The organism is Epilithonimonas sp. JDS (assembly GCF_021261315.1).
Classification (GTDB): domain Bacteria; phylum Bacteroidota; class Bacteroidia; order Flavobacteriales; family Weeksellaceae; genus Epilithonimonas.
Map to the genome: position 1 here is coordinate 160,380 of NZ_JAJSAX010000001.1, position 20,046 is coordinate 180,425.

17 protein-coding genes and 2 tRNA genes are annotated in these 20,046 nt (G+C 36.2%); 8 read left to right on the forward strand and 11 right to left on the reverse strand.

The window, feature by feature from the left end:
* Positions 1 to 42: 42 nt before the first annotated feature.
* Both LUD75_RS00830 and LUD75_RS00835 read right to left on the reverse strand, forming a co-directional pair.
* Positions 43 to 348, reverse strand: a complete 306-nt coding sequence (locus LUD75_RS00830; RefSeq protein ID WP_232703839.1) for a DUF3098 domain-containing protein — start codon at positions 346 to 348, stop codon at positions 43 to 45.
* Between the two features lie 3 nt (positions 349 to 351).
* Positions 352 to 1,251 carry a permease-like cell division protein FtsX gene (locus tag LUD75_RS00835; RefSeq protein WP_232703840.1) on the reverse strand — a complete coding sequence of 300 codons (900 nt, stop codon included), beginning with the start codon at positions 1,249 to 1,251 and terminating at the stop codon, positions 352 to 354.
* A gap of 164 nt (positions 1,252 to 1,415) precedes the next feature.
* On the opposite strand from LUD75_RS00835, the gene LUD75_RS00840 reads away from it, so the two are divergent.
* Positions 1,416 to 2,465, forward strand: a complete 1,050-nt coding sequence (locus LUD75_RS00840) for a DNA topoisomerase IB (protein WP_232703841.1) — start codon at positions 1,416 to 1,418, stop codon at positions 2,463 to 2,465.
* Here LUD75_RS00840 and LUD75_RS00845 read toward each other — a convergent pair.
* Positions 2,457 to 3,947: an NAD(P)H-hydrate dehydratase gene (locus LUD75_RS00845; RefSeq protein WP_232703842.1), complete on the reverse strand. Its 1,491-nt coding sequence runs from the start codon at positions 3,945 to 3,947 to the stop codon at positions 2,457 to 2,459. The genes LUD75_RS00840 and LUD75_RS00845 overlap by 9 nt on opposite strands.
* A 131-nt stretch (positions 3,948 to 4,078) precedes the next feature.
* On the opposite strand from LUD75_RS00845, the gene mscL reads away from it, so the two are divergent.
* Positions 4,079 to 4,459, forward strand: a complete 381-nt coding sequence (gene mscL / locus LUD75_RS00850; protein ID WP_232703843.1) for a large conductance mechanosensitive channel protein MscL — start codon at positions 4,079 to 4,081, stop codon at positions 4,457 to 4,459.
* Positions 4,460 to 4,495: 36 nt separating this feature from the next.
* On the opposite strand, the gene LUD75_RS00855 is transcribed toward mscL, so the two are convergent.
* From LUD75_RS00855 to LUD75_RS00870, 4 genes are read right to left on the reverse strand one after another with little or no spacing between them, the layout of a single operon-like run.
* Complete coding sequence (locus tag LUD75_RS00855; RefSeq protein ID WP_232703844.1) at positions 4,496 to 5,344, reverse strand: GLPGLI family protein; 849 nt, start codon at positions 5,342 to 5,344, stop codon at positions 4,496 to 4,498.
* Positions 5,345 to 5,386: 42 nt separating this feature from the next.
* The gene (locus LUD75_RS00860; protein WP_232703845.1) at positions 5,387 to 6,223 is read right to left on the reverse strand and encodes a GLPGLI family protein; all 837 of its coding nucleotides are present in this window, start codon (positions 6,221 to 6,223) and stop codon (positions 5,387 to 5,389) included.
* 55 nt (positions 6,224 to 6,278) lie between these two features.
* Positions 6,279 to 8,357 (reverse strand): M56 family metallopeptidase, encoded by a 2,079-nt coding sequence (locus LUD75_RS00865; protein ID WP_232703846.1) that lies wholly within the window; start codon positions 8,355 to 8,357, stop codon positions 6,279 to 6,281.
* Positions 8,357 to 8,716, reverse strand: a complete 360-nt coding sequence (locus LUD75_RS00870; protein WP_034965001.1) for a BlaI/MecI/CopY family transcriptional regulator — start codon at positions 8,714 to 8,716, stop codon at positions 8,357 to 8,359. Before LUD75_RS00870 ends, LUD75_RS00865 begins: the two co-directional genes overlap by 1 nt.
* A gap of 204 nt (positions 8,717 to 8,920) precedes the next feature.
* Here LUD75_RS00870 and LUD75_RS00875 point away from each other — a divergent pair.
* From LUD75_RS00875 to LUD75_RS00900, 6 genes are all read left to right on the forward strand, one after another.
* Positions 8,921 to 8,996, forward strand: a tRNA-Met gene (locus tag LUD75_RS00875).
* A gap of 197 nt (positions 8,997 to 9,193) precedes the next feature.
* Positions 9,194 to 9,269, forward strand: a tRNA-Met gene (locus LUD75_RS00880).
* A 16-nt stretch (positions 9,270 to 9,285) separates the two neighbouring features.
* Entirely contained in the window at positions 9,286 to 9,555 is a 270-nt protein-coding gene (locus LUD75_RS00885) for a GIY-YIG nuclease family protein (RefSeq protein ID WP_232703847.1), read from the forward strand.
* A gap of 116 nt (positions 9,556 to 9,671) precedes the next feature.
* A complete protein-coding gene (locus LUD75_RS00890; protein ID WP_232703848.1) occupies positions 9,672 to 10,283 on the forward strand; it encodes an L-threonylcarbamoyladenylate synthase in 612 nt (203 codons plus the stop codon).
* A 91-nt stretch (positions 10,284 to 10,374) separates the two neighbouring features.
* Entirely contained in the window at positions 10,375 to 11,136 is a 762-nt protein-coding gene (gene yaaA, locus LUD75_RS00895) for a peroxide stress protein YaaA (protein ID WP_232703849.1), read from the forward strand.
* Between the two features lie 102 nt (positions 11,137 to 11,238).
* Entirely contained in the window at positions 11,239 to 12,198 is a 960-nt protein-coding gene (locus LUD75_RS00900; protein ID WP_232703850.1) for a HemK/PrmC family methyltransferase, read from the forward strand.
* Between the two features lie 444 nt (positions 12,199 to 12,642).
* On the opposite strand, the gene kbl is transcribed toward LUD75_RS00900, so the two are convergent.
* The 4 genes from kbl to priA form a co-directional block, all read right to left on the reverse strand.
* Positions 12,643 to 13,839, reverse strand: a complete 1,197-nt coding sequence (gene kbl / locus LUD75_RS00905) for a glycine C-acetyltransferase (protein ID WP_232703851.1) — start codon at positions 13,837 to 13,839, stop codon at positions 12,643 to 12,645.
* A gap of 91 nt (positions 13,840 to 13,930) precedes the next feature.
* The gene (locus LUD75_RS00910) at positions 13,931 to 15,862 is read right to left on the reverse strand and encodes a M1 family aminopeptidase (RefSeq protein WP_232703852.1); all 1,932 of its coding nucleotides are present in this window, start codon (positions 15,860 to 15,862) and stop codon (positions 13,931 to 13,933) included.
* 80 nt (positions 15,863 to 15,942) lie between these two features.
* A complete protein-coding gene (gene dacB, locus LUD75_RS00915) occupies positions 15,943 to 17,394 on the reverse strand; it encodes a D-alanyl-D-alanine carboxypeptidase/D-alanyl-D-alanine-endopeptidase (RefSeq protein ID WP_232703853.1) in 1,452 nt (483 codons plus the stop codon).
* Between the two features lie 149 nt (positions 17,395 to 17,543).
* Complete coding sequence (gene priA, locus LUD75_RS00920) at positions 17,544 to 19,991, reverse strand: primosomal protein N' (RefSeq protein WP_232703854.1); 2,448 nt, start codon at positions 19,989 to 19,991, stop codon at positions 17,544 to 17,546.
* Positions 19,992 to 20,046 lie beyond the last annotated feature (55 nt).

Sequence of the window (20,046 nt, forward strand, 5' to 3'; positions counted from 1 at the left end):
CCTAACCAAGACAAAGTTTGTAATTGTATTTGTAATTAAATTTTAATCTTTATTTCTTTTCAATATTGCGACGATCTGGATCACAAATCCTGCAATAACTAATAAAGGTGCCAGTCGGATTCTTCTGAAGGAAAAAATATCTTCGTTCCAATAATTGGGATCGAATTTCCCCTCCGGTGTTGTGTTTGCGTCTGCGCCCATCATCAGAATAAATCCTAAGACAATCAGTCCCAATCCGATCAACATTAATTTAAAATTTTTGTTTCCGAAATAGAAAGTCTTTTTTTCGACAGTTTCAGCGGCTTTACCGTACTGATCTGCGGAATATTTATTTGTTTTTTTTGCCATTGTTTAAGAATAATAAAGATCGTCCACGTTGCTTCGTAAAAATCTCCAGGTTGCAAAGATAGTACTTGCAACGGTAATGAAAACACCTACGAGCAAAATGATGATCACGAGAACAACATATTGGTTTGTATCCTGCACGAACGGTGTTCCAATCTGACTTGTGAAATAATACCAAAGTCCGCCAAGCGCTAAAATCCCTATGAAAGAACCTATCAGCCCAAGAACAAGCGCTTCTTTGATGAACGGCATCAAAATAAATCTTCTTTTCGCGCCTACAAGCTGCATTGTTTTGATTATGAAACGTTTGGAAAATATTTTTAATCGGATTGAATTATTAATCAAGACAATTGCCACAATTAAAAACAAGATCGAAAATGCTAAAATCCAAGTCAGAATCCGGTTCAGATTATTGTAAACATCGATCGTCAGCTGGTTGTCATTAGCGACATCTTTTACACCGTTTATCGCTTTTAATTGTGTCACCACGCCGTCAATCTTTGCAGGATCTACAAATTCCGGTTTCAAAGTCACCTCAACGGATGCAGGGAAAATATCTTCTTCAAAAAGTGCGTCAGCATCAATTCCTAACTGTTTTTTTGCCAGTACAGTAGCCTGTTGTTTTGAGATATATCTTGCTTGTTTTACGTAATTCTGCTCCTTAATTTTAGCAAAAGTCTCCTCCTGGAATTTCAAAGTTTTTGCAGAATCACGCGGATCAAGATATTCGTCAAAATACGCTTCCACAACCAATTGTTCCTTGATGTAGTCAGAATATTTCTGAGCATTGATCAATATTAATCCAAATAATCCTACAAGGAATAAAACCAGCGAAATACTGATGACCACGGTAATATTACTGGATCTGAGTCTGCTTTTATTAAAATCGTCAACTGTCTTTGGCATCAATAAAATTTTTGCTAAAATAGAAATTTTCCTTTAGAAAGCGATTCTAAGCTCTGTTAATAAAATCATAAAACAACATATTAATGCCCTTTTCTGAATATCTTGATGATAATCGATTATGATCGGCATTTTAATTGTTTAGAGATAGTCATCAAATCAAAATCATGAAACTAACACGACAGATTTCCGGAAAGAATTTTTCTTATTTTAATAACAAAGAAAAAGTAAAAGACAAGGATAAAATTAATTATATCAATTCATTAGTCATTCCACCAGCGTGGACCGATGTGGAAATCACAACCAATAAAAGTGCAAAGATTCTCGCTGTTGGCAGAGATCAAAAAGGCAGAAAACAATACATCTACAACCCGAAATTCCGGGCGCAAAAAGACTCTGACAAGTTTGACAGAATCCTGCATTTCGCTGAAAATCTGGAACATATGCGACGTGTAACAGGACAGCATCTAAGAAAGAAAAAAATGACGCGCGAAAAAGTTCTGGCAGCGATGGTACGACTTCTGGATTCGGCTTATTTCCGGCCGGGAAGTCCAAAATATACGCAGCAAAATCAAAGTTACGGACTGACGACAATCCGAAAAAAACATTTGAATATAGACGGTGATGAGATGATATTTTCTTACAAAGGAAAATCCGGAAAGTTTCAGGAAAAACACATTATCAATTCGAAATTAACAAAAGTGATTTCCGAAATCGGAGAATTGCCGGGTTATCGACTTTTCAAATATTATGATAAGGAAAACAATCTAGTCACCGTAGAAAGTCAGGATCTGAACGATTACATCAGAGAAATTATGGGCGCAGAATTTTCAGCAAAAGATTTCAGAACCTGGGCCGGAACAATGATTGCAGCGGGAATACTGGACGAACTGGGAATTTGTGAAGAAAAACAACAGAAAGAACTCAAAAAAAGAATCCGAAATGCCATTGTCGGCGTATCCGAAAAATTAGGAAATACGCCTTCTGTTGCCAGAGATTCCTACATCGATCCAAGAATTTTTGAGCATTATAAAAATGGTCACACCGTTCATTATTTCCAAAAAGAAATTAAAAAACTTCTGAAGAAAAACGAAAATCTTTCTGAAACCGAAGTTGGCGTTCTTTATATGTTGAAATCCAAACTGAAGCCTACCAAAACAACATCATCGAAAGTCTCAGGAACTTCAAACAAACGAAAAACTAGAATTTCAGCTTGATAAATACTTGAAAACCTCTCCTATTTTGTTGATGAGATCAGTTGGCAGCATCGATTCTTTGGAGAGATCTTCAGCCGCAAAATCGCCTGCTTTTCCGTGCAGCCAAACACCGAAAATGCAGGCTTTTTCGATATCATATCTTTGAGAAATTAATGATGTTAAAATACCTGTCAAAACGTCACCGCTTCCGCCTTTTGCCATTCCAGAATTGCCTGTGATGTTGTAGAAAACCTTTCTGTCAGGCGTAATTACAGCAGTGTGATGGTCTTTTAAAACAATAAAAATCTGCAATTCCTCAGCTTTCATTCTTGCTAATTCTAATCTTTCAAAAGAATTTTCAGTTTTGCCAAACAGCCTTTCGAATTCCAAAGGATGAGGAGTAATGACAGAATGTTTTGGAATTAAATTTAAATTGTCAGTTTCACTTAAAATATTCAGAGCATCTGCATCCAGAACAACGGGATTTTTAATTTTTTTGAAGAAATCGAGTAATGCTTTTTCCGTTTGTTTTTCCTTCCCCAAACCTGGTCCGATTCCGTAGACAGCTTTCTCAACGATCTCAATTTTATCAATATATTTCTCGCCGGAAGTTATAAACATTGCTTCGGGAACTTGGGATTGAAGAATGAGATTTCCGCATTCTGGCGCAATGGTGAAGGTTAATCCACTTCCCGTTTTCAAAGCTGACAAAGTTGACATCATTATTGCTCCTATCTTTCCATAACTTCCGCCAACCAGGATACTTTTTCCGTAAGTACCTTTGTTGCTGAATTCTTCGCGAGGTTTGTAAATTTTATTAATTAGTTTTTGGTCAATCACAAAATAATCGGTTTCGGCTTTTTCAATAAAATCTTCATTAAGATCAATATATAAAACTTCAATTTTTCCACAGAATTTTCCGGTTTCCGGATGCAGAAAACTTCTTTTATAGAATTGAAAAGTCAAGGTGAAATCTGCTTTAAAAACCGTTGTGTTCTCATCAATAATCTTATCAGCAAACAATCCTGTCGGGATATCAATCGATATTTTTGGAACATCAAATTGATTCAATTTTTCGATAACACTGTTAATTTCTTCAGATAATTCTCTGTTTAATCCATTACCAAAAATTGCGTCAATGATGATTGTTTTATCATTCTTAATCAATGAAAAATCAGAAAAATATTTGATATTGATTCCGCTGATTTGCTTAATTTTTTTGAGATTAATATTGGCGTCGCTGGAGAATTCTTTCTTGGCTTTGTCAATAAAAACTTCGACATCGAAACCTTTTTCATAAAGCATTCGGGCAATCGCAAATCCGTCGCCGCCGTTGTTTCCGTTGCCGCAAAAAACCAGAAATTTCTCAGCCGAATTAAAATTATTTTTAATCCAATCGACGCAGCATTTTGCAGCTTTCTCCATCAGGTTGACAGAAGAAATTCCTTTTTCTATAGTTGCGGCATCGCAGGCTTTGATTTGATCAGCTGTAAGAATTTTCATAATGAATGAGATCTTTAAAAGAGACCGAATTCAAATTTAATCAATAATATTCTTTTATGAATAAATCAATAAATTGATTTAAATAAAAAATTATATTTTTGTTATACAACTAACTATTAAAAATTACAACTATGGGATTTGTAAAAGAATTTAAAGAGTTTGCCTTTAAAGGGAATGTGGTAGACTTGGCAGTCGGTGTTATCATTGGCGGCGCATTTGGTGCAATCGTAAAATCATTGGTGGATGATGTCATCACGCCTCTTTTATTGACACCAGCATTGAAGGCTGCAGGTGCAGAAAACATTAAAGAACTGGCCTGGAACGGTGTAACTTATGGGAATTTTCTATCATCAGTGATCAGTTTCTTAGTGATTGCTTTTGTTCTATTTTGGCTGATCAAAATCGCTAACAGAGTTAATAAAAAAGAAGCTGCAGCTCCAGCCGGACCATCTTCCACAGATGTTTTGCTCGCTGAAATCCGTGATGAATTGAAGAAAAAATCTTCTATCTAGATACAATGCAGAACGCCACTTTTCAGTGGCGTTTTTTTATTTCAACAAATCAAGTTCAAGAACATTATTATTCTTTTTGATTTGTTCCAAAGCCTGTCTTTCCTGAGATTTTATCATTTCTGACATATTAATTTTATTTCCAGCGTCATCTGTCATATAAACTTCTCCTTCTTGGGATTTTCTTCTGAAATTTGCAGTAGGATCTTTTCTGTAATTTTTATAGATTGTTTGATATTTCTTGTAGTCAATTAGAATTGGTTTTTCCCATTCAGAAACCAGAATGTTTCTTTCGAGAATATTATTTTTAATTCCTTTCAGTTCAAATTTGTAGTAGCCTGACTTGTCTTCTAATTTAACAATAAGTCCCGGCAAACCGTGGAATTTGTACGGTCCGTCCTGAACAGGAATTTCGCTAGAGAACCACGCAATCCAATGTCTTCCGGCAAAATCTGTCTCTGCCTTTTGGATACTCCAATCTCCAATTTTATCTTTTTCCGGTAGAATTTTCCAATTCATTTTTACCTGCTGACTGGCATTGTAAAGTGTCATATCCAAAGTCATAATATGATTAATTCTAAAGTCCGGATAGGATTTTAAAATTTTATAAGTTATAACCCCTTCTTTTCCAGACATCGGAAAAGGATCGTCACTGTGAGTTGCCGTATTCTTGGCAAAATGTGCATTCATCAAAGAGTCATTTTGAAAAACATACTCGCTGTAATACTTTGATCCTTTTTTATCAATATCCAAAACCATCAGTTCGGATTTCTTAGTTTGAGAATCCGTAGAGTCTGTCTGAAATTGATAATCGTAGTAAAAACGTTGGTTTTGCGAAAGAAATAAAGTAAATGATAATAAGAAGAGAAATTGTAAAAGTTGTTTCATTTGTGTTTAAATTTATTTAAAGTTAGAAAAATAAATCCAGATTTACTTTACAATATCCAATTCAATTCTGTTATTATCTTTTTTGATTTGGGCTTTCAAACGTTCTTCCTGTTCCTTTGCGAATTTTGTACTGTTTGCATCTTTTCCCGTCATAATGATTGTTGCGCCGCCCATTTGCATTTGCTTGATACCTTTCGTAGGATCATTCTCATATTCCTTCATCACTTTCTGAAATTGTTTGGAATTGATGGCAATTTCTTTTGCTTCGAAAACATTGATATCAAGATTTCCCTTAATGTTTTTAATTCCTTTCAGTTCCATTTTGTGTGAACCGGTTTTGTCCTCAATTTTGACAATCAATCCGGGCAAACCGTGGAATTTATAAGGTCCATCCTGAATTGGAATTTCAGTAGAAAACCAAGCTGTCCAATGTCGTCCGGCAAAATCTGCTTCCGCTTTTTGGGCATTCCACTCGCCTATTTTTTCTTTTTCTGATGAGATTTTCCAGTTGATTTTCCGGTCTTCCGAAACACTGTATGCATCCATCGAAAGCCTTCTGTGGATATTGGTTTTATAATCCGGATAGGTTTTGGTAACGGAATATCGCACATCGCCTTTTCTCATATCGGATCTCACATTGATGGAACCTGTTGCTGCCAATTGCTTTTCCAGATCAACCTTCATTGCAGAATCTGAGTTGAAAACCGTGTAGCTGTAATACTTGGAACCGTCTTTTGAAGTGTCCAGAAACATCATTTCTGTCTTGACATCGGCAACGTTTGTGGAATCGGGAATGAATTTGTATTCGTAGATGAATCTTTTGTTTTGAGCAATTGCCAAAGTTCCTAAAAGAACAAACAGTAAAAATATTTTTCTCATATCTTAAGTAATAAAAAAGCCGGCGAACCGGCTAAAGTGTTATGAAATGTAGTGATTATTTTGTGATGACCCTGATAGAACTTACGTCGTTATTTCTGATAACATTCATTGAAGAAATATTAGTTGGATCAAGAGATTGAAGTTCAGATCTGTCAACTTTTTTCCCATTGATATAAACCGTTGTTTTATCAGAATTCGAAGCAATCATATCTTTATCAAGAATAATCAATTTTGGATTATTAGAAATTGTGTTAAAACTGATCTTCAAAGGTTTTCCCTGATGTAATTCCTGTTGTTTTTTCTGAAGTTCTTTTTGTTTTTCACGCAATTCTTTTTGTTTTTCTTCAAGCTCTTTTACCTTTTTTTTCCATTTTTTTAATTCTTTTGGAGACAAATTGGATTTAGCATCATCATTAAAACTAAAGTTGAAATTTTGCTGTAGATCATCAAACTTCGGGAAACTATCGCCGTCGATTCCAAAAGCTAACGTGCCGTCCGTAAAAGCATCTTTCCCAAAACTGTCTTTGATCATTTTCTGAAAATCTGCTTCACTGTAGATCATTCCAAAATTATCAGAAGTTTCTTTGGCTAATTTCTGAGCAAACTCCAATCTCTTTTTAAATTCGGGTGTATCTAGTTTTGCAACAGCTTCTGCAGCTTTTTTCTCGGCATCCGCAATTCTCTTTTTGAATTCGGGAGAATTGACCATTTTGTCAGCTTCCGCAGCTCTTTTTTCCGCATCAGCAATTCTTTTTTTGAATGCCGGCGAGTTAACTAATTTATCAGCTGCCGCAGCACGTTTCTCAGCATCAGCAATCTTCTTTTTAAAAGCTGGAGAATTGACCATTTTTTCAGCCTCAGCAGCTTTCTTCTCTGCATCCGCAATTTTCTTTTTGAATTCCGGAGAATCGTAGAGTTTTGCAATAGCGTCTGAATTTTCTTCCAAACCTTTTAGATTTTTCTGATAATTCTCGGAACTCACAATTTTTTCCATTTCGCTGGAAAGTTCATCCATATCATTTTCCAGTGCTTTGTATTCCGGCGTTTCTTCTTTTTTAGCTTTTTTCAGCGCAGATAATGCTTTGCTTTTGTCAGCCATTTTTTTACTGATAGCTGACATTTTCAAATGATCCTCCTGCAAAGCGTCGGAGTAAACTCTTGTCTGTCTTTGATGATCCGCAGCCAAACTGTCAAACTCAGAGTTTTTTGGTTTGATTGTATCCTGCTTCATTTCTTTTACCGCTATTTCTATAGCTTTGTTCGTTTCTGTAATCTCTTTATTTTTCGCATTTACCATATAGGCAAACACCATAAAGAATAAAATAGGTAGCGCAAAAAGTTTGCGTGCGTAGCTGTACTTGGTTTGGTTTTTTGTAAGCATTTTAAGTCTTTTTTTGAGATTAGATGATAAAAAAGGACTCGTAACAGGAATAACCGATCCGGAGAAATGACTTTCCAGAAGCATCTGCGCAAATGCTCTCGTATCGGATTTTTTCACTGCCTTGTTGTCCGCCAAGTATTCGTGAATAAGATTGATTTCTTTGTTGATAAAATAAAACACAGGATTGAACCAGAAAACAGATTTTACAGTCTGCATCAGAAGTTTGTCCCAGCTGTGTTTTTGTTGGATGTGCACCATCTCGTGCTTTAGAATCTGCTGCCCGACAGGCGAATCCAATTGAATCGACTGTTTCCAGAACAGGTTTCTGAAGAATGAAAAAGGTGCATTGTTTAAGTTAGTCTGATAAAATTTAATCCCTTCTATCGTCTCGTTCGGAAACTGATTTTTGATAGACTGGATTCTTGTAATTCCTAATACTAATCTAATTAAAAGAATGATTGAAACCACTCCAATAATTGCATAAAAAACTGAATAAATAGTGAGATCATTGGTTGAGTTTTGTAATTGATTTTGATTGAGTTGACTTAGCAACAAGTAAAAATTCTGATTGGTCTCTATTGTGAAATATGAAACCTTTATCAGCGGCAGAACCAAGCTGATAATAACCGTCAGTAAAAGGTAAAAACGATTGTAATGGTGAAATGTTTTATCCTTTAAGAATAGTAAATAGTAAGCAAACATCACCCCTGAACACAGGATCATCTTGCCCAAATAAAACATAAAAGCTTCCATTAGTCCTTATTTTTAAGTTCATCCAACAAAAGCTCCAGATCTTCTACGCTGATCTCATTTTTTTCTACCAAAAACGAAACAGCATTCGTATAAGAACCTTCGAAATAGTTTTTCACCAGACTTTTGATTGATCTTCCGCTATAGTTTTCTTTGCTTATAAGCGGGAAATATTCGTGTTGTCTGCCAAAGGTCTTGTGACTTACAAAGCCTTTTTCCATCAGAATCTTAAGAATAGTAGAAATGGTATTGGTGTGCGGTTTTGGCTCGGGAAACAATTCTAAAACGTCTTTCAAAAATCCTTTCTCGATCTGCCAAAGATATTGCATTACCTGCTCTTCTGCTTTCGTCAACTTATTCATAATCTTTACTTTTAAAAACAATCAATCTTATATCACTAAAAACTTAGTAATACAAATGTAGGATTAAAATTCAATTCTACAACTATTTTTATAGTTAAAAGACTTTAAAAACAGTAAAAGCTTGATAATCAATAAATAAAAATTTATAATTCTAAATACTTAATTTTTAGCTTGTCTAATATCAAAAAAGCTGTATCTTTGCACCGCGAGGTAGAGCAGTAGGTAGCTCGTCGGGCTCATAACCCGGAGGTCGCACGTTCGAGTCGTGTCCTCGCAACCAATCAAGAGAATCACAAATGTGGTTCTCTTTTTTTATGTTATACTTTGATGACATATTTGTCCATTGTTTGACAGTTTGATAGACGAAATTATTGTTCTGCAAAAGATTCGTCTCATCATTTTTCGATTTACTTTTTACAGAAAAAAATAAAATCCCCAATTCGCTTGCCTCGTAACGAAAAAGCTGTATCTTTGCACCGCGAGGTAGAGCAGTAGGTAGCTCGTCGGGCTCATAACCCGGAGGTCGCACGTTCGAGTCGTGTCCTCGCAACCAAAGTAAGAGAATCACAATGTGGTTCTCTTTTTATTTATGGAAGAATTTGTTGTTTATATTTTATATTCAGAAAAATTTGATAAAACTTACACGGGTCTTTACTTCAAATCTGTTGGATAGAATTAAATCTCATAATTATTTAAGTAAATCTGGATATACAATAAAATTCAGACCTTGGAAAGTTATTCACGTAGAGTTTTTTACAAACAAAAACGACGCAATGACAAGAGAGAAATTTTTAAACAGCGGACAAGGTAGATTGTTCCTAAAATTGTTACCTCGATAGTTGGATGGCTCTTATCCGCCAAAGGCGGACGCACGTTCGAGTCATGTCCTCGCAACCAAAGTAAGAGAATCAATTTTTTGATTCTCTTTTTTTATTTAAATTTCGTAAATTTGATTATGGCAAAAATCCTAAAAATATATCCCGAAAATCCGCAGGAAAACTTTATTAACGAAGCTGTTAAAGTTTTGGAAAATGGTGGTGTCATCATCTACCCTTCTGATACGATTTACACAATTGGTTGTGATATCTACAATCACAAAGCAATGGAAAGACTTGCGCAAATTAAAGGAATTAAACTGGATAAGCACAAGTTCTCTATCATATGTAATGACCTGAGCCATCTTTCCGAATTTACGAAGCCGATAGAAACTGCAACTTTTAGATTTTTGAAAGCACATTTGCCTGGCGCCTTCACCTTTATTCTGGAAGCCAACCGAAACTTGCCTACATCTTATAAAGGCCACAAAACTGTCGGAATCCGGGTTCCGGATCATGTTGTTCCGCAGCTGATTGTTGAAAAATTGGGTCATCCAATCGTTTCGACAACCATTCATGCAGATGATGAGATTCTGGAATATTCTACAGATCCTGAATTGATTGCAGAGAAATACGACAAATTGGTTGATCTCGTAATCGATTCCGGTTATGGCGACAATACAGCTTCCACAATCGTGGATCTAACTTCGGGCGAACCGGAAATTCTACGACAAGGAAAAGGAATTCTATAAAGAAACAAGATTAAAGCAAAAATAATCAAGGTTAATTTAAAGTTTTCGAGAGCCTCAGACTGACAACAAACAACTATCAACTAACAAGCAAATGAAATTTGTTACTTCTCCAGCCAAATTGATGAACATTGAAAATTCGACGGAATTTTTAAGATCCACAACACCGAAATTCATCAAGGATTCTGAATTCATACATTCTTATTTGAAAGAAAAATCGCCGAAATATCTTTCGGAATTAATGGAGATTTCTACAAAACTGGCTGACGAAAATTGGGAACGAAATCAGAAATGGAGCGCAAACCCGACGTCAAAAAATTCTGCTCCGGCGATGTTTGCTTTCACAGGCGAAGTTTACAGAGGATTGGACGCCAAAACTTTGGATAAAAAAGCAATTGATTACCTTCAGAAAAATTACAGAATTCTTTCCGGACTTTATGGACTTCTGAAACCGTCTGACAAAGTGATGCTTTACCGACTGGAAATGGGACGGCCCTTCAAATTTGATTCGAACAAAAACATTTATGAATTCTGGACAGAAAAAGTGACGGAACAACTGAATTCTGAACTTAAAAAAGGAGAATTGCTCATCAATCTTGCAAGTACAGAATATTTTAAAGTGATTGACAAGAAAGCTTTACAAGCGAAAGTGATCGATTTTGAATTTAAGCAAATACAGCCGGATGGAAAATTGAAAACGATTGTGGTTTATACGAAACACGCTCGTGGATTGGTTTTGCGTTTTTGTGCCGAAAAGCAAGTCAAAGCTTTGGATGAAATTAAAGCTTTCAACTACGAAAATTATTTGTTTGATGAGAAATTGTCTACTGAAACTAATTTGGTTTTTACGAGGTAACACATAATTATCTACCAGCATTTCGGTGCTTCGCACCTTATATTTATTTACAATTTCATTTTCTACCAATATAACGGAACTTCGTCCCTACAAAAATATTTAATGAGAATCTCAGACGTTAAAAAAAAAATTAAAAGTGAACTTTCGGATTTGTATTCTAAATCTGAAATAGAGGAATTGTTCTCTATTCTCTGCGAACATTTTTTGAATCTGAATAAAATTGAATTGCGACATAGTTTGGAAAATGAATTATTAGAAGACGATTCTAATAAATTTGTGGAAGCGATTTCGGAATTGAAAACAGGAAAACCTTTCCAACAGATTCTTGGGGAAACTGAGTTTTATGGCTTGAAATTTTTTGTGAATGAACACGTTTTGCTTCCAAGACCGGAAACGGAAGAATTGCTGGAATTAGCGATAAACAAGATAAAAGAAAAAACGCAAAAGAATCAAGTTTTTAATGATAGGCTTCGAGAACCTCAGCCTGACAACGATGATGAGGATCAGACTAAAAACTTCCCAGTTCTCAAACTCTCAAACTCTCAAACTAAAATCCTCGATATCGGAACGGGGAGCGGCATTATTCCGATTGTTTTGAAGAAGCATTTTCCGGAAGCGGAAGTTTTTGCGATTGATATTTCGAATGAAGCTTTGGAAGTTGCGAAAAGGAATGCGGAGTTTCATCGAGTTGAAATTAATTTCATCCATAAAGATTATCTGACTGAAGTCTTCGACTCCGCTCAGACTGACAATGAAATGTATGACGTCATTATAAGCAATCCGCCTTATATCGGGATTGAGGAAAATCTGGAAATTGAAGAATCCGTTAAGAGTTTTGAACCGAATTTGGCACTCTTCTCTCCTACTTCGGACGCTTTGATTTTTTACAGAAAAATTGCCGAAGACTGCAAAAATCATTTGAAAGAAGGTGGGCTTTTGTTTCTTGAGATCAATCAGAAATTAGGAAAAGAAACTTTGGAATTGTATCAAGATGATTTTTCTCAAGTTGAGCTTCTGAAAGATATTTCGTGGAATGACAGGATGATTTTTGGGAGGAAATAGGATTACATATATTTATTTATCGCGCATACTGAGCTTAATATCAGCTTGATAAAATATCTACAAACCTTTCGCTACTTTGGAGCTATATCTAATACCTTTCATTTTGAGCAAAGAGAAAAGTAAACTTTAGGAAATCCCAATGTGGACAAAATAGTTGGCGTTGCAGGAAAAATTGATTTGTTATATTCAGACTTTGCTAAGTCAACGACGATTTATTTTAAAGTTTTAAGACATATAAAAATTTATTGAAAAAAAGTTCAATAAACTTTCAACATCATCAGTAGAAATAAGCCATACTATGAATTTCACCAATGACTTATGACTGTTAAATCGTCAAGCAGAATTAATTCCTAGAGTGGGAACATTCATTTAAAATTTCATCAAAATTACTCCCTTTAGTGTTGGGGAAATAATTTTGATGAAATTTTTAGAACTTATTTTGAATTAAGAAATTATACCTAGCTCCTTCCCTACTTTTTCGAAGCCTGCAATTGCTTTGTCAAGGTTTTCTCTGGAATGTGCTGCTGAAAGCTGAACCCTGATTCTAGCTTTTCCTTTTGGAACAACCGGATAGAAGAATCCAATCACATAAATTCCTTCTGATAAAAGTTTTTCTGCCATTTCCTGAGCTAATTTTGCATCATACAACATCACAGGAACGATTGCTGCGTCGCCGTCTGGAATATCGAAACCTTTGGCTTTCATTTCTTTTCGGAAGTATACTGCATTTTCCATTACTTTGTCTCTCAATGAAGTATCTTCGGAAATCATATCCAAAACTTTGGAAGCGGCGCCTACAATTCCGGGTGCTAATGAATTTGAGAATAAATATGGACGAGAGCGTTGTCTCAACATATCTATGATTTCTTTTTTTCCAGAAGTAAATCCGCCTAATGCGCCACCTAAAGCTTTTCCTAACGTTGAAGTAATGATATCGACTCTTCCAATCACATCATTTGCTTCGTGCGTTCCACGGCCTGTTTTTCCAATGAATCCGGTGGCGTGAGAATCATCTACCATTACCAACGCATCATATTTGTCAGCCAAATCACAAACGCCTTTTAGGTCGGCCACAATTCCGTCCATTGAGAAAACGCCGTCTGTGACGATGATTTTGAAACGGTGGTTTTTTTCGGAAGCGCAAATCAATTGAGCTTCCAAATCTTCCATATTGTTGTTTTTGTAACGGTATCTTGCAGATTTACACAATCTTACACCATCAATGATTGAGGCGTGGTTGAGTTCATCTGAGATGATGGCATCTTCATCTGAAAATAATGGTTCGAAAACACCGCCATTTGCGTCGAAACACGCCGCGTACAAAATAGTATCTTCCATTCCTAAGAAATTAGAAATTTTGGCTTCCAAATCTTTGTGAATATCCTGAGTTCCGCAAATGAAACGAACCGATGACATCCCATAACCGTGAGAATCTATAGCATCTTTTGAAGCTTTCATCACTTCTGGATTGTTGGATAATCCCAGATAATTGTTCGCGCAAAAGTTCAGCAATCGCTTGCCACCAACTTCTATTTCTGCACTTTGCTGGGAAGTGATGATTCTTTCCTTTTTGTAAAGACCGTCATTTTCTATATTCGTTAGCTCATTGGTAATGTTCTCGAGGAATTTTTGTGATATCATTTTTATTGATTTTCGATTTTAACAAAAATAAAAAAAGCACTTCAATTGCGTGCTTTTTTTAACTTTTTTATGTTTTGAATTATATTAATATTTATTCCTTTATGATTTTTACAGATTGATCGTTAAATTTCAAAATATAAGTTCCTTTCACCAATGTTGAAATATTAATTTCAGAGTTAGGATTTGCTGTTCCTTTTTTGATTAATTTACCATCAGCTGAGAATATTTCGTAATCTGTGGATTTTTCCAAACCTGCAACTTTGATGTATGATTTGGCCGGATTTGGATACACATTTATTTTTTCTTTACTATCATCATTTACTGCTAATGTATTGTCTTTAATAACTGTTGATCCTTTTGTAATGATCTGATTTTCATAATTGAATGTCACTCCAGTTACTGTAAATCCAACATCTTGTGTGAAATATTGGTTATTAGAAGTGTGATCTAAAACAAAATAGGCAGTTTGTCCGCCAGATCCTGAAACTCTGATTGGAAGCGGCATTTCGAAGAAGCTGACTGTAGAACTGCTTCTAGTTTGACCAACACGGAAAGTTAGTTTATTATTGCTTGCATTTTGAGTCCAGCGGATTTGATAGGTTGGATAACCTTCACCATAAATCCAATCGTTGAAAAATTCCGTGAAATCTCTTCCTGTAAAACTGCTCAAAAAGTTCTGAAAATCTGATGTCTTCACATAATTATAAGCAAAAGCAGAATTGTCCTGATAAGCCTTCAACATTGTATAAAACGCATCGTCACCAAGAATCCACTTCATCATTCGAAGTACATAACCGCCTTTGGTGTAAGACAATCTCCCATCGAAAATCCGATTGAAACTCAGCTGACTGTCGGGAATATAAACGCTTCCACCTGGCAAACTTGTGATTTGGTCCATCTCGGTTTGCAGATAATTTTGAAACTGCGACGGATTCATCAACAATTTTTCATAAGCCACATATTCGCCCATTGTCGCAAAGCCTTCGTTGAGCCAAATGTCATTCCAGGCACCACAAGTCAGCTTGTCGCCAAACCATTGGTGCGCCAACTCGTGGGCAATCAAATCCTGCGCAAAATAGCCCATTGTGGACATTGTTGCGTGTTCCATTCCGCCACCCCAATTGGATTGCATATGACCATATTTTTCGTTTCTGTAAGGATACAAACCGAAGTGGTCTTCGAATGTTTGCATATTGGTCTCCGTCCAATCCAGATTGGCCTGTACGCTTGCGTTGGCCGACGATGGATAAACATAATTGAGAAATGGAAAAGAACTTCCCGAAGTGGTGATTGTCGAATTTAATTTAATATAATTTGAAATTCCTAAGGCAAAAAGATAAGCTGGAATCGCGTAATTGGTTTGCCAATACGTTAATTTTTTTCCATTTCCGAGAATGGTCTCAGACATTAGTTTTCCGTTGGAGCCGACTGTATACTGCGCTGGCGTTGTGATTTTAATATCTAATTTCTCAATTTTATCATTAAGGCTTTGCTTGGTCGGCCACCATTCTTTCGCGCCAAAAGGTTCTGACAAAGTCACCAACACAGGGTTTCCAGCTTGTGTCTGGCTTGCGACAAAAGCATTTGCGCTCCCATCCGGAATTCCACTGTACGTGATGGATAGAGAATCTGTGACTTGAGCTAAAACTGAAGATGGAAAATTGATTTTAATTTCATCTGTATTCAATTGTTGAAAAGTCAAATCTTGTCCGTGGTATTTTACATTCGAAACAGTCAGATTATCAGCCAAATCAAAATAAATATCATTAGAATTCTGCAACATTTTGAAATGCGAGGTCACAGTTCCGGAAACGTATTGCTGATTTGGGTCGAGGTCCAATTCCAATCTTACATAAGTCAAATCATAATTGAGTGTATTTGGATTCACATTCACGTCCAAACTTCCTCGCGAAGCTCTATTCTTCTCAGCTTCTATCAATCCTTTTTTGTCGATATTCTGGAATTGTCCAAACAACGAATTAACCGCTAAACAAACTATGATTAATGTGTAAAAATTTTTCATAATCAATAAATTATTTAAATCAAAGCTACAAAAAAACTCACAAGAAATTGTGAGTTTAAAATTTTATAAGATGTTGATTGTTACAAATCTAAGGTCGGGTCCAGCAATTGCTCCATTCTGTCTTTCACCTGCGCTACCGAGCCTGAGAATCTATTAATTAAAAGAGAAAAAGCCAGCGTTCTGTTGCTTCTGGTTTTGATGTAGCCAGCCAAACATTTCACGCCATTCAAAGTTCCGGTTTTCGCGAAAATCTGTCCATTGGAGTTGACCAAAAACATATGTTTCAATGTTCCGGTTTGTCCCGCGATTGGCAAAGATTCCATATATTCTTTGTAATAAGGCGCTTTCATCAATGCCGTTAAAAATTTGACCTGAGAAATTGGCGTCACCGTATGCGCTTTGGAAAGTCCGCTTCCGTCCATAAAATTGAGTCCAACCGTATCAAAATTAATATCTTTCAAATGGTCTGTCACGACGATTCTGCCGGATTCTGTGGTTTGGTCGCCCAATTTCATAAAACCATTCGATTTCAAAATGGCTTCCGCATATCCGTTGTCACTTCTTTGATTCGTGTAATTCACAATTTCTGCTAAAGTCGGTGATTTGTAAGTTGTCAGAATTTCTCGTGGTTCAGGTTCTCTATCAACGATTTTCGGCGTTACTTTTCCAACGATTGAAATTTTACTTTTCACCAAACCTTCTCTTAATTTATTAGCCAAAAAAGCTGGTGGTTCTGCCACCTTCGTTGTCACCCAAGCACCATCAAACTGGTCTGCAAAAACCATCTTGTTGGAGTAGGGCGAAACGTAAAAATATTTTTTAACCTGATTAAAAGGATTGTTGGATTGGCTTACAATCAGTTTTTCATTTCTTGGATTGATGTCCTTCGTAGTCCCGACTGGCAGGAAATAATTGGCTTGTTCCAACCAAACGATGTTCTGTGGAAGGTCGGTTTTATTTTCTTTGAAAATCGCTGTTTGGATGATGATGTCGCCCGTGATTTTCTTGATTCCTTTATCTCTTATCGCGTCCAGATATTGATTCACGATTTGTCCGTAACTCGATGCGCCACCTCTGTTTCCGCCCAAAGACGGGTCGCCACTTCCCACGACGTAAAGATTTCCGGTCAAAACGCCTTCTGCATCGATGCTTCCGGAATATTCCAACTGCGTGTTCCATCTGTATTTGGTTCCCAACAGTGCAAAAGCGGTTTCCGTGGTCAACAGTTTTGTGGTCGAAGCTGGAACCAACGGTACATTTTCGTTATAAGAAGTGACAATTTTTCCAGTTTTCGTATCATAAACCACAAATCCCCAATTCGCATTTCGAAGAACTGGGTCGGTGAACATTTTGTTGATGTTGAATTCGATTTGCTCTTTCGGAGACAACAACGCTTTCTCTGCGGTGATGTCCTTTACGAGAAGCTGTTGGTCTGCAACCTGAGGTAAAGTTCCTGCAGATGTGCCTTGTGAAAAAATAAAAGAGGAAAGCCCTACACCTAAAATCGAAAAATAATTTTTGAATTTATTCATTCTCAAAAGAATTACATTTTTTATTGAATTATTTTTAATTAAGATTTTGAAGAAATTAATCTCATTTCAAAACGTAGTAAATTTAGAGAATATTGCCAAGATAGTTACGGGAACCCGTAATAAAAGATTCAAAATTTTGTTAATTATAGTTAAAAATCAACTAAGAAATCTTTTTTGATAGATTTGTAAGCGGTAATTTCATCAAATTCTTCCAAAGATTTTGCAAGCAATTCTTTGTAGATTTTATAGTTTTTATTCTTCGGAAACTTCAGCAGAATCTGATATTGATAAAGATTGTTGATTCGGGCAATTGGGGATTTTTCTGGTCCGAGAATGCATTCTTCAGGAATATATTTTCGCAAAACCGAACCAAGAAATTGAGAAGCTCTATTCAATTTGTCTTCTTTTCTGTGTTTCAGCTCAATCATTATCAATTTAACAAATGGCGGATAGAGAAATTTCTTTCGTTCATCTAGGAAATAATCATAAATCTCTTTAACATTCTGATTTTTAATTAATTCAAAAATCGAGTGCGACGGATTGTAAGTTTGGATTAATATTTTTCCTTCACCCGAAACTCTGCCCGCTCTTCCTGCAACTTGCGTAATCAATTGATATGCTCTTTCCTCAGCCCGAAAATCCTGGACATAAATCAAAGCATCTGCTTTCGGAATCACGACCAATTCTATGTTTTCAAAATCCAAACCTTTGGAAACCATCTGCGTTCCGACGAGAATATCGGTTTCGCCATTTTCCAGTTTTTCGTACAGTTTTTCGTACGCAAACTTCTTGCGCATCGCATCTACATCCATTCGGTCGACTTCGGCGTCAGAGAATATTTTTTGAGTTTCCTCCTCGATTTGCTCCACGCCAACACCTTTTGTATTCAGATTGGTACCGTGACAACTTGGGCAAGCCGTCGGTTTTCCGGCTCTGTGTCCGCAGTAATGGCACTTCAGCTCGTTTGCAGATTTGTGATAGGTCATCACGACGTCACAATTGCTGCAATAAGAAACGTGTCCGCAGGTTTCGCACTCAATGACATTGGCGTATCCACGGCGATTGTGCAAAATTATGCTTTGTTTTTTGTGTTCAAGTTGAAGATTGATTTCGTCAAGCATTTTTTGGCTGAAGTTTCCAATGATTTTCTTCTGACTCTGCGCTTCCTTAACGTCAATAATTTCGAACTTTGGAACATCCACGTTTCCAAATCTCTCATTCAAAATCACATAGCGAAGTTTGTCTTTCATTGCCAAATCATAGCTTTCCAACGAAGGCGTTGCAGAACCCAGAATCAGTTTTGAATTGTAAAATTCTGCCAACATCATCGCCGAATCTTTCGCATTGAAAAAGAAATTCGAATCTCTGGATTTATACGCAGAATCGTGTTCTTCATCAACGATTATCAATCCTAAATTTTCAAACGGAAGAAACAAAGAATTCCGTGTTCCAATCAAGATTTGAAGTTCATTTTTTTTGATTTTTCTCCAGACTTCTACCCTTTCAAAATCCGTGAGTTTGTTGTGATAAAAGCCTAGTTTTTTGCCATATTTTTTTTCGAGGCGAATGGTGATTTGTTTTGTCAAAGCAATTTCCGGCAAAAGCAAAAGCACATTTTTTCCTGCATTCACGCAGTCTTCAATTTTTTCTAAATAAAGATGCGTTTTTCCGGAAGATGTGATTCCGTGGAGCAAAACATTTTTGTCTTCTTCGAAGGCTTTATTAATTTCCGAAACCCCCAACTTCTGATTTTCAGACAATTGTTCAATTTCTTCCAGCTCACCTTCGTAAGATTCGATTCTGTCTTTTTCGAGATAATATTCTGAAACCCAACCTTTTTCTATCAAAGATTTGAGTTGTTGATTCACAAAATTTCCTTCATCAAAAACCAAAGATTTTCGAATTGGTGTTTTGGGTTCATCAATTTGTTTTGATAAAATATTGAGAAATAAATCTTTCTGCTTTTTGGCCTTATCCAATTTCAAAAGAATCTTCGCCAGATTTTCCGAAACCAAAGCTTCATCATTCACTTTCACATGGGCGATTTCCTTGGCTTTATATTTCTCCGTGATTTTTTCATCGACCGAAATATATCGTTCATCAATCAAAGCATTGATGGTTTTGATGATTTCTTTTTTTGGAATAAAGGCTTCGATTTCCTGTAAATTCAACATTTGACGCACTTCCAAAGCTTGCAAAAGATATGTTTCGTTCGCATCCAGATTCTGCCAGTCAATTGTTCTTTCTGATAATAATCGGACATAAGTTTCGCTTTCCAATTTCAAAGATGATGGAAATGCAAAACGGTAGATTTCGCCGAGATTACAGAGATAATAAGAACTTATCCAATTCCAGAATTCCAATTGTTGTTTTGGAACAATCGGTTGATTGTCAAGCAAATTAATGATTTCTTTCGGAACAAAACTATCCTCGAATTCATCAAATAATTCGGCAACAATTCCAGTGTAGATTTTCTTTCCGCCAAACGGAATCAGAACACGCATTCCGACTTCAATCTTATCCAAAAAATCTTCCGGAACTTTGTAGGTAAAAGTTCCTTTGAGATTGAGCGGAAGAATGATTTGGGCGAAGTTCATTTTTTGTAGGAAGTCGGAAGTCTGAGGTCAGAAGATTATTAAAAAGTAAGGTATT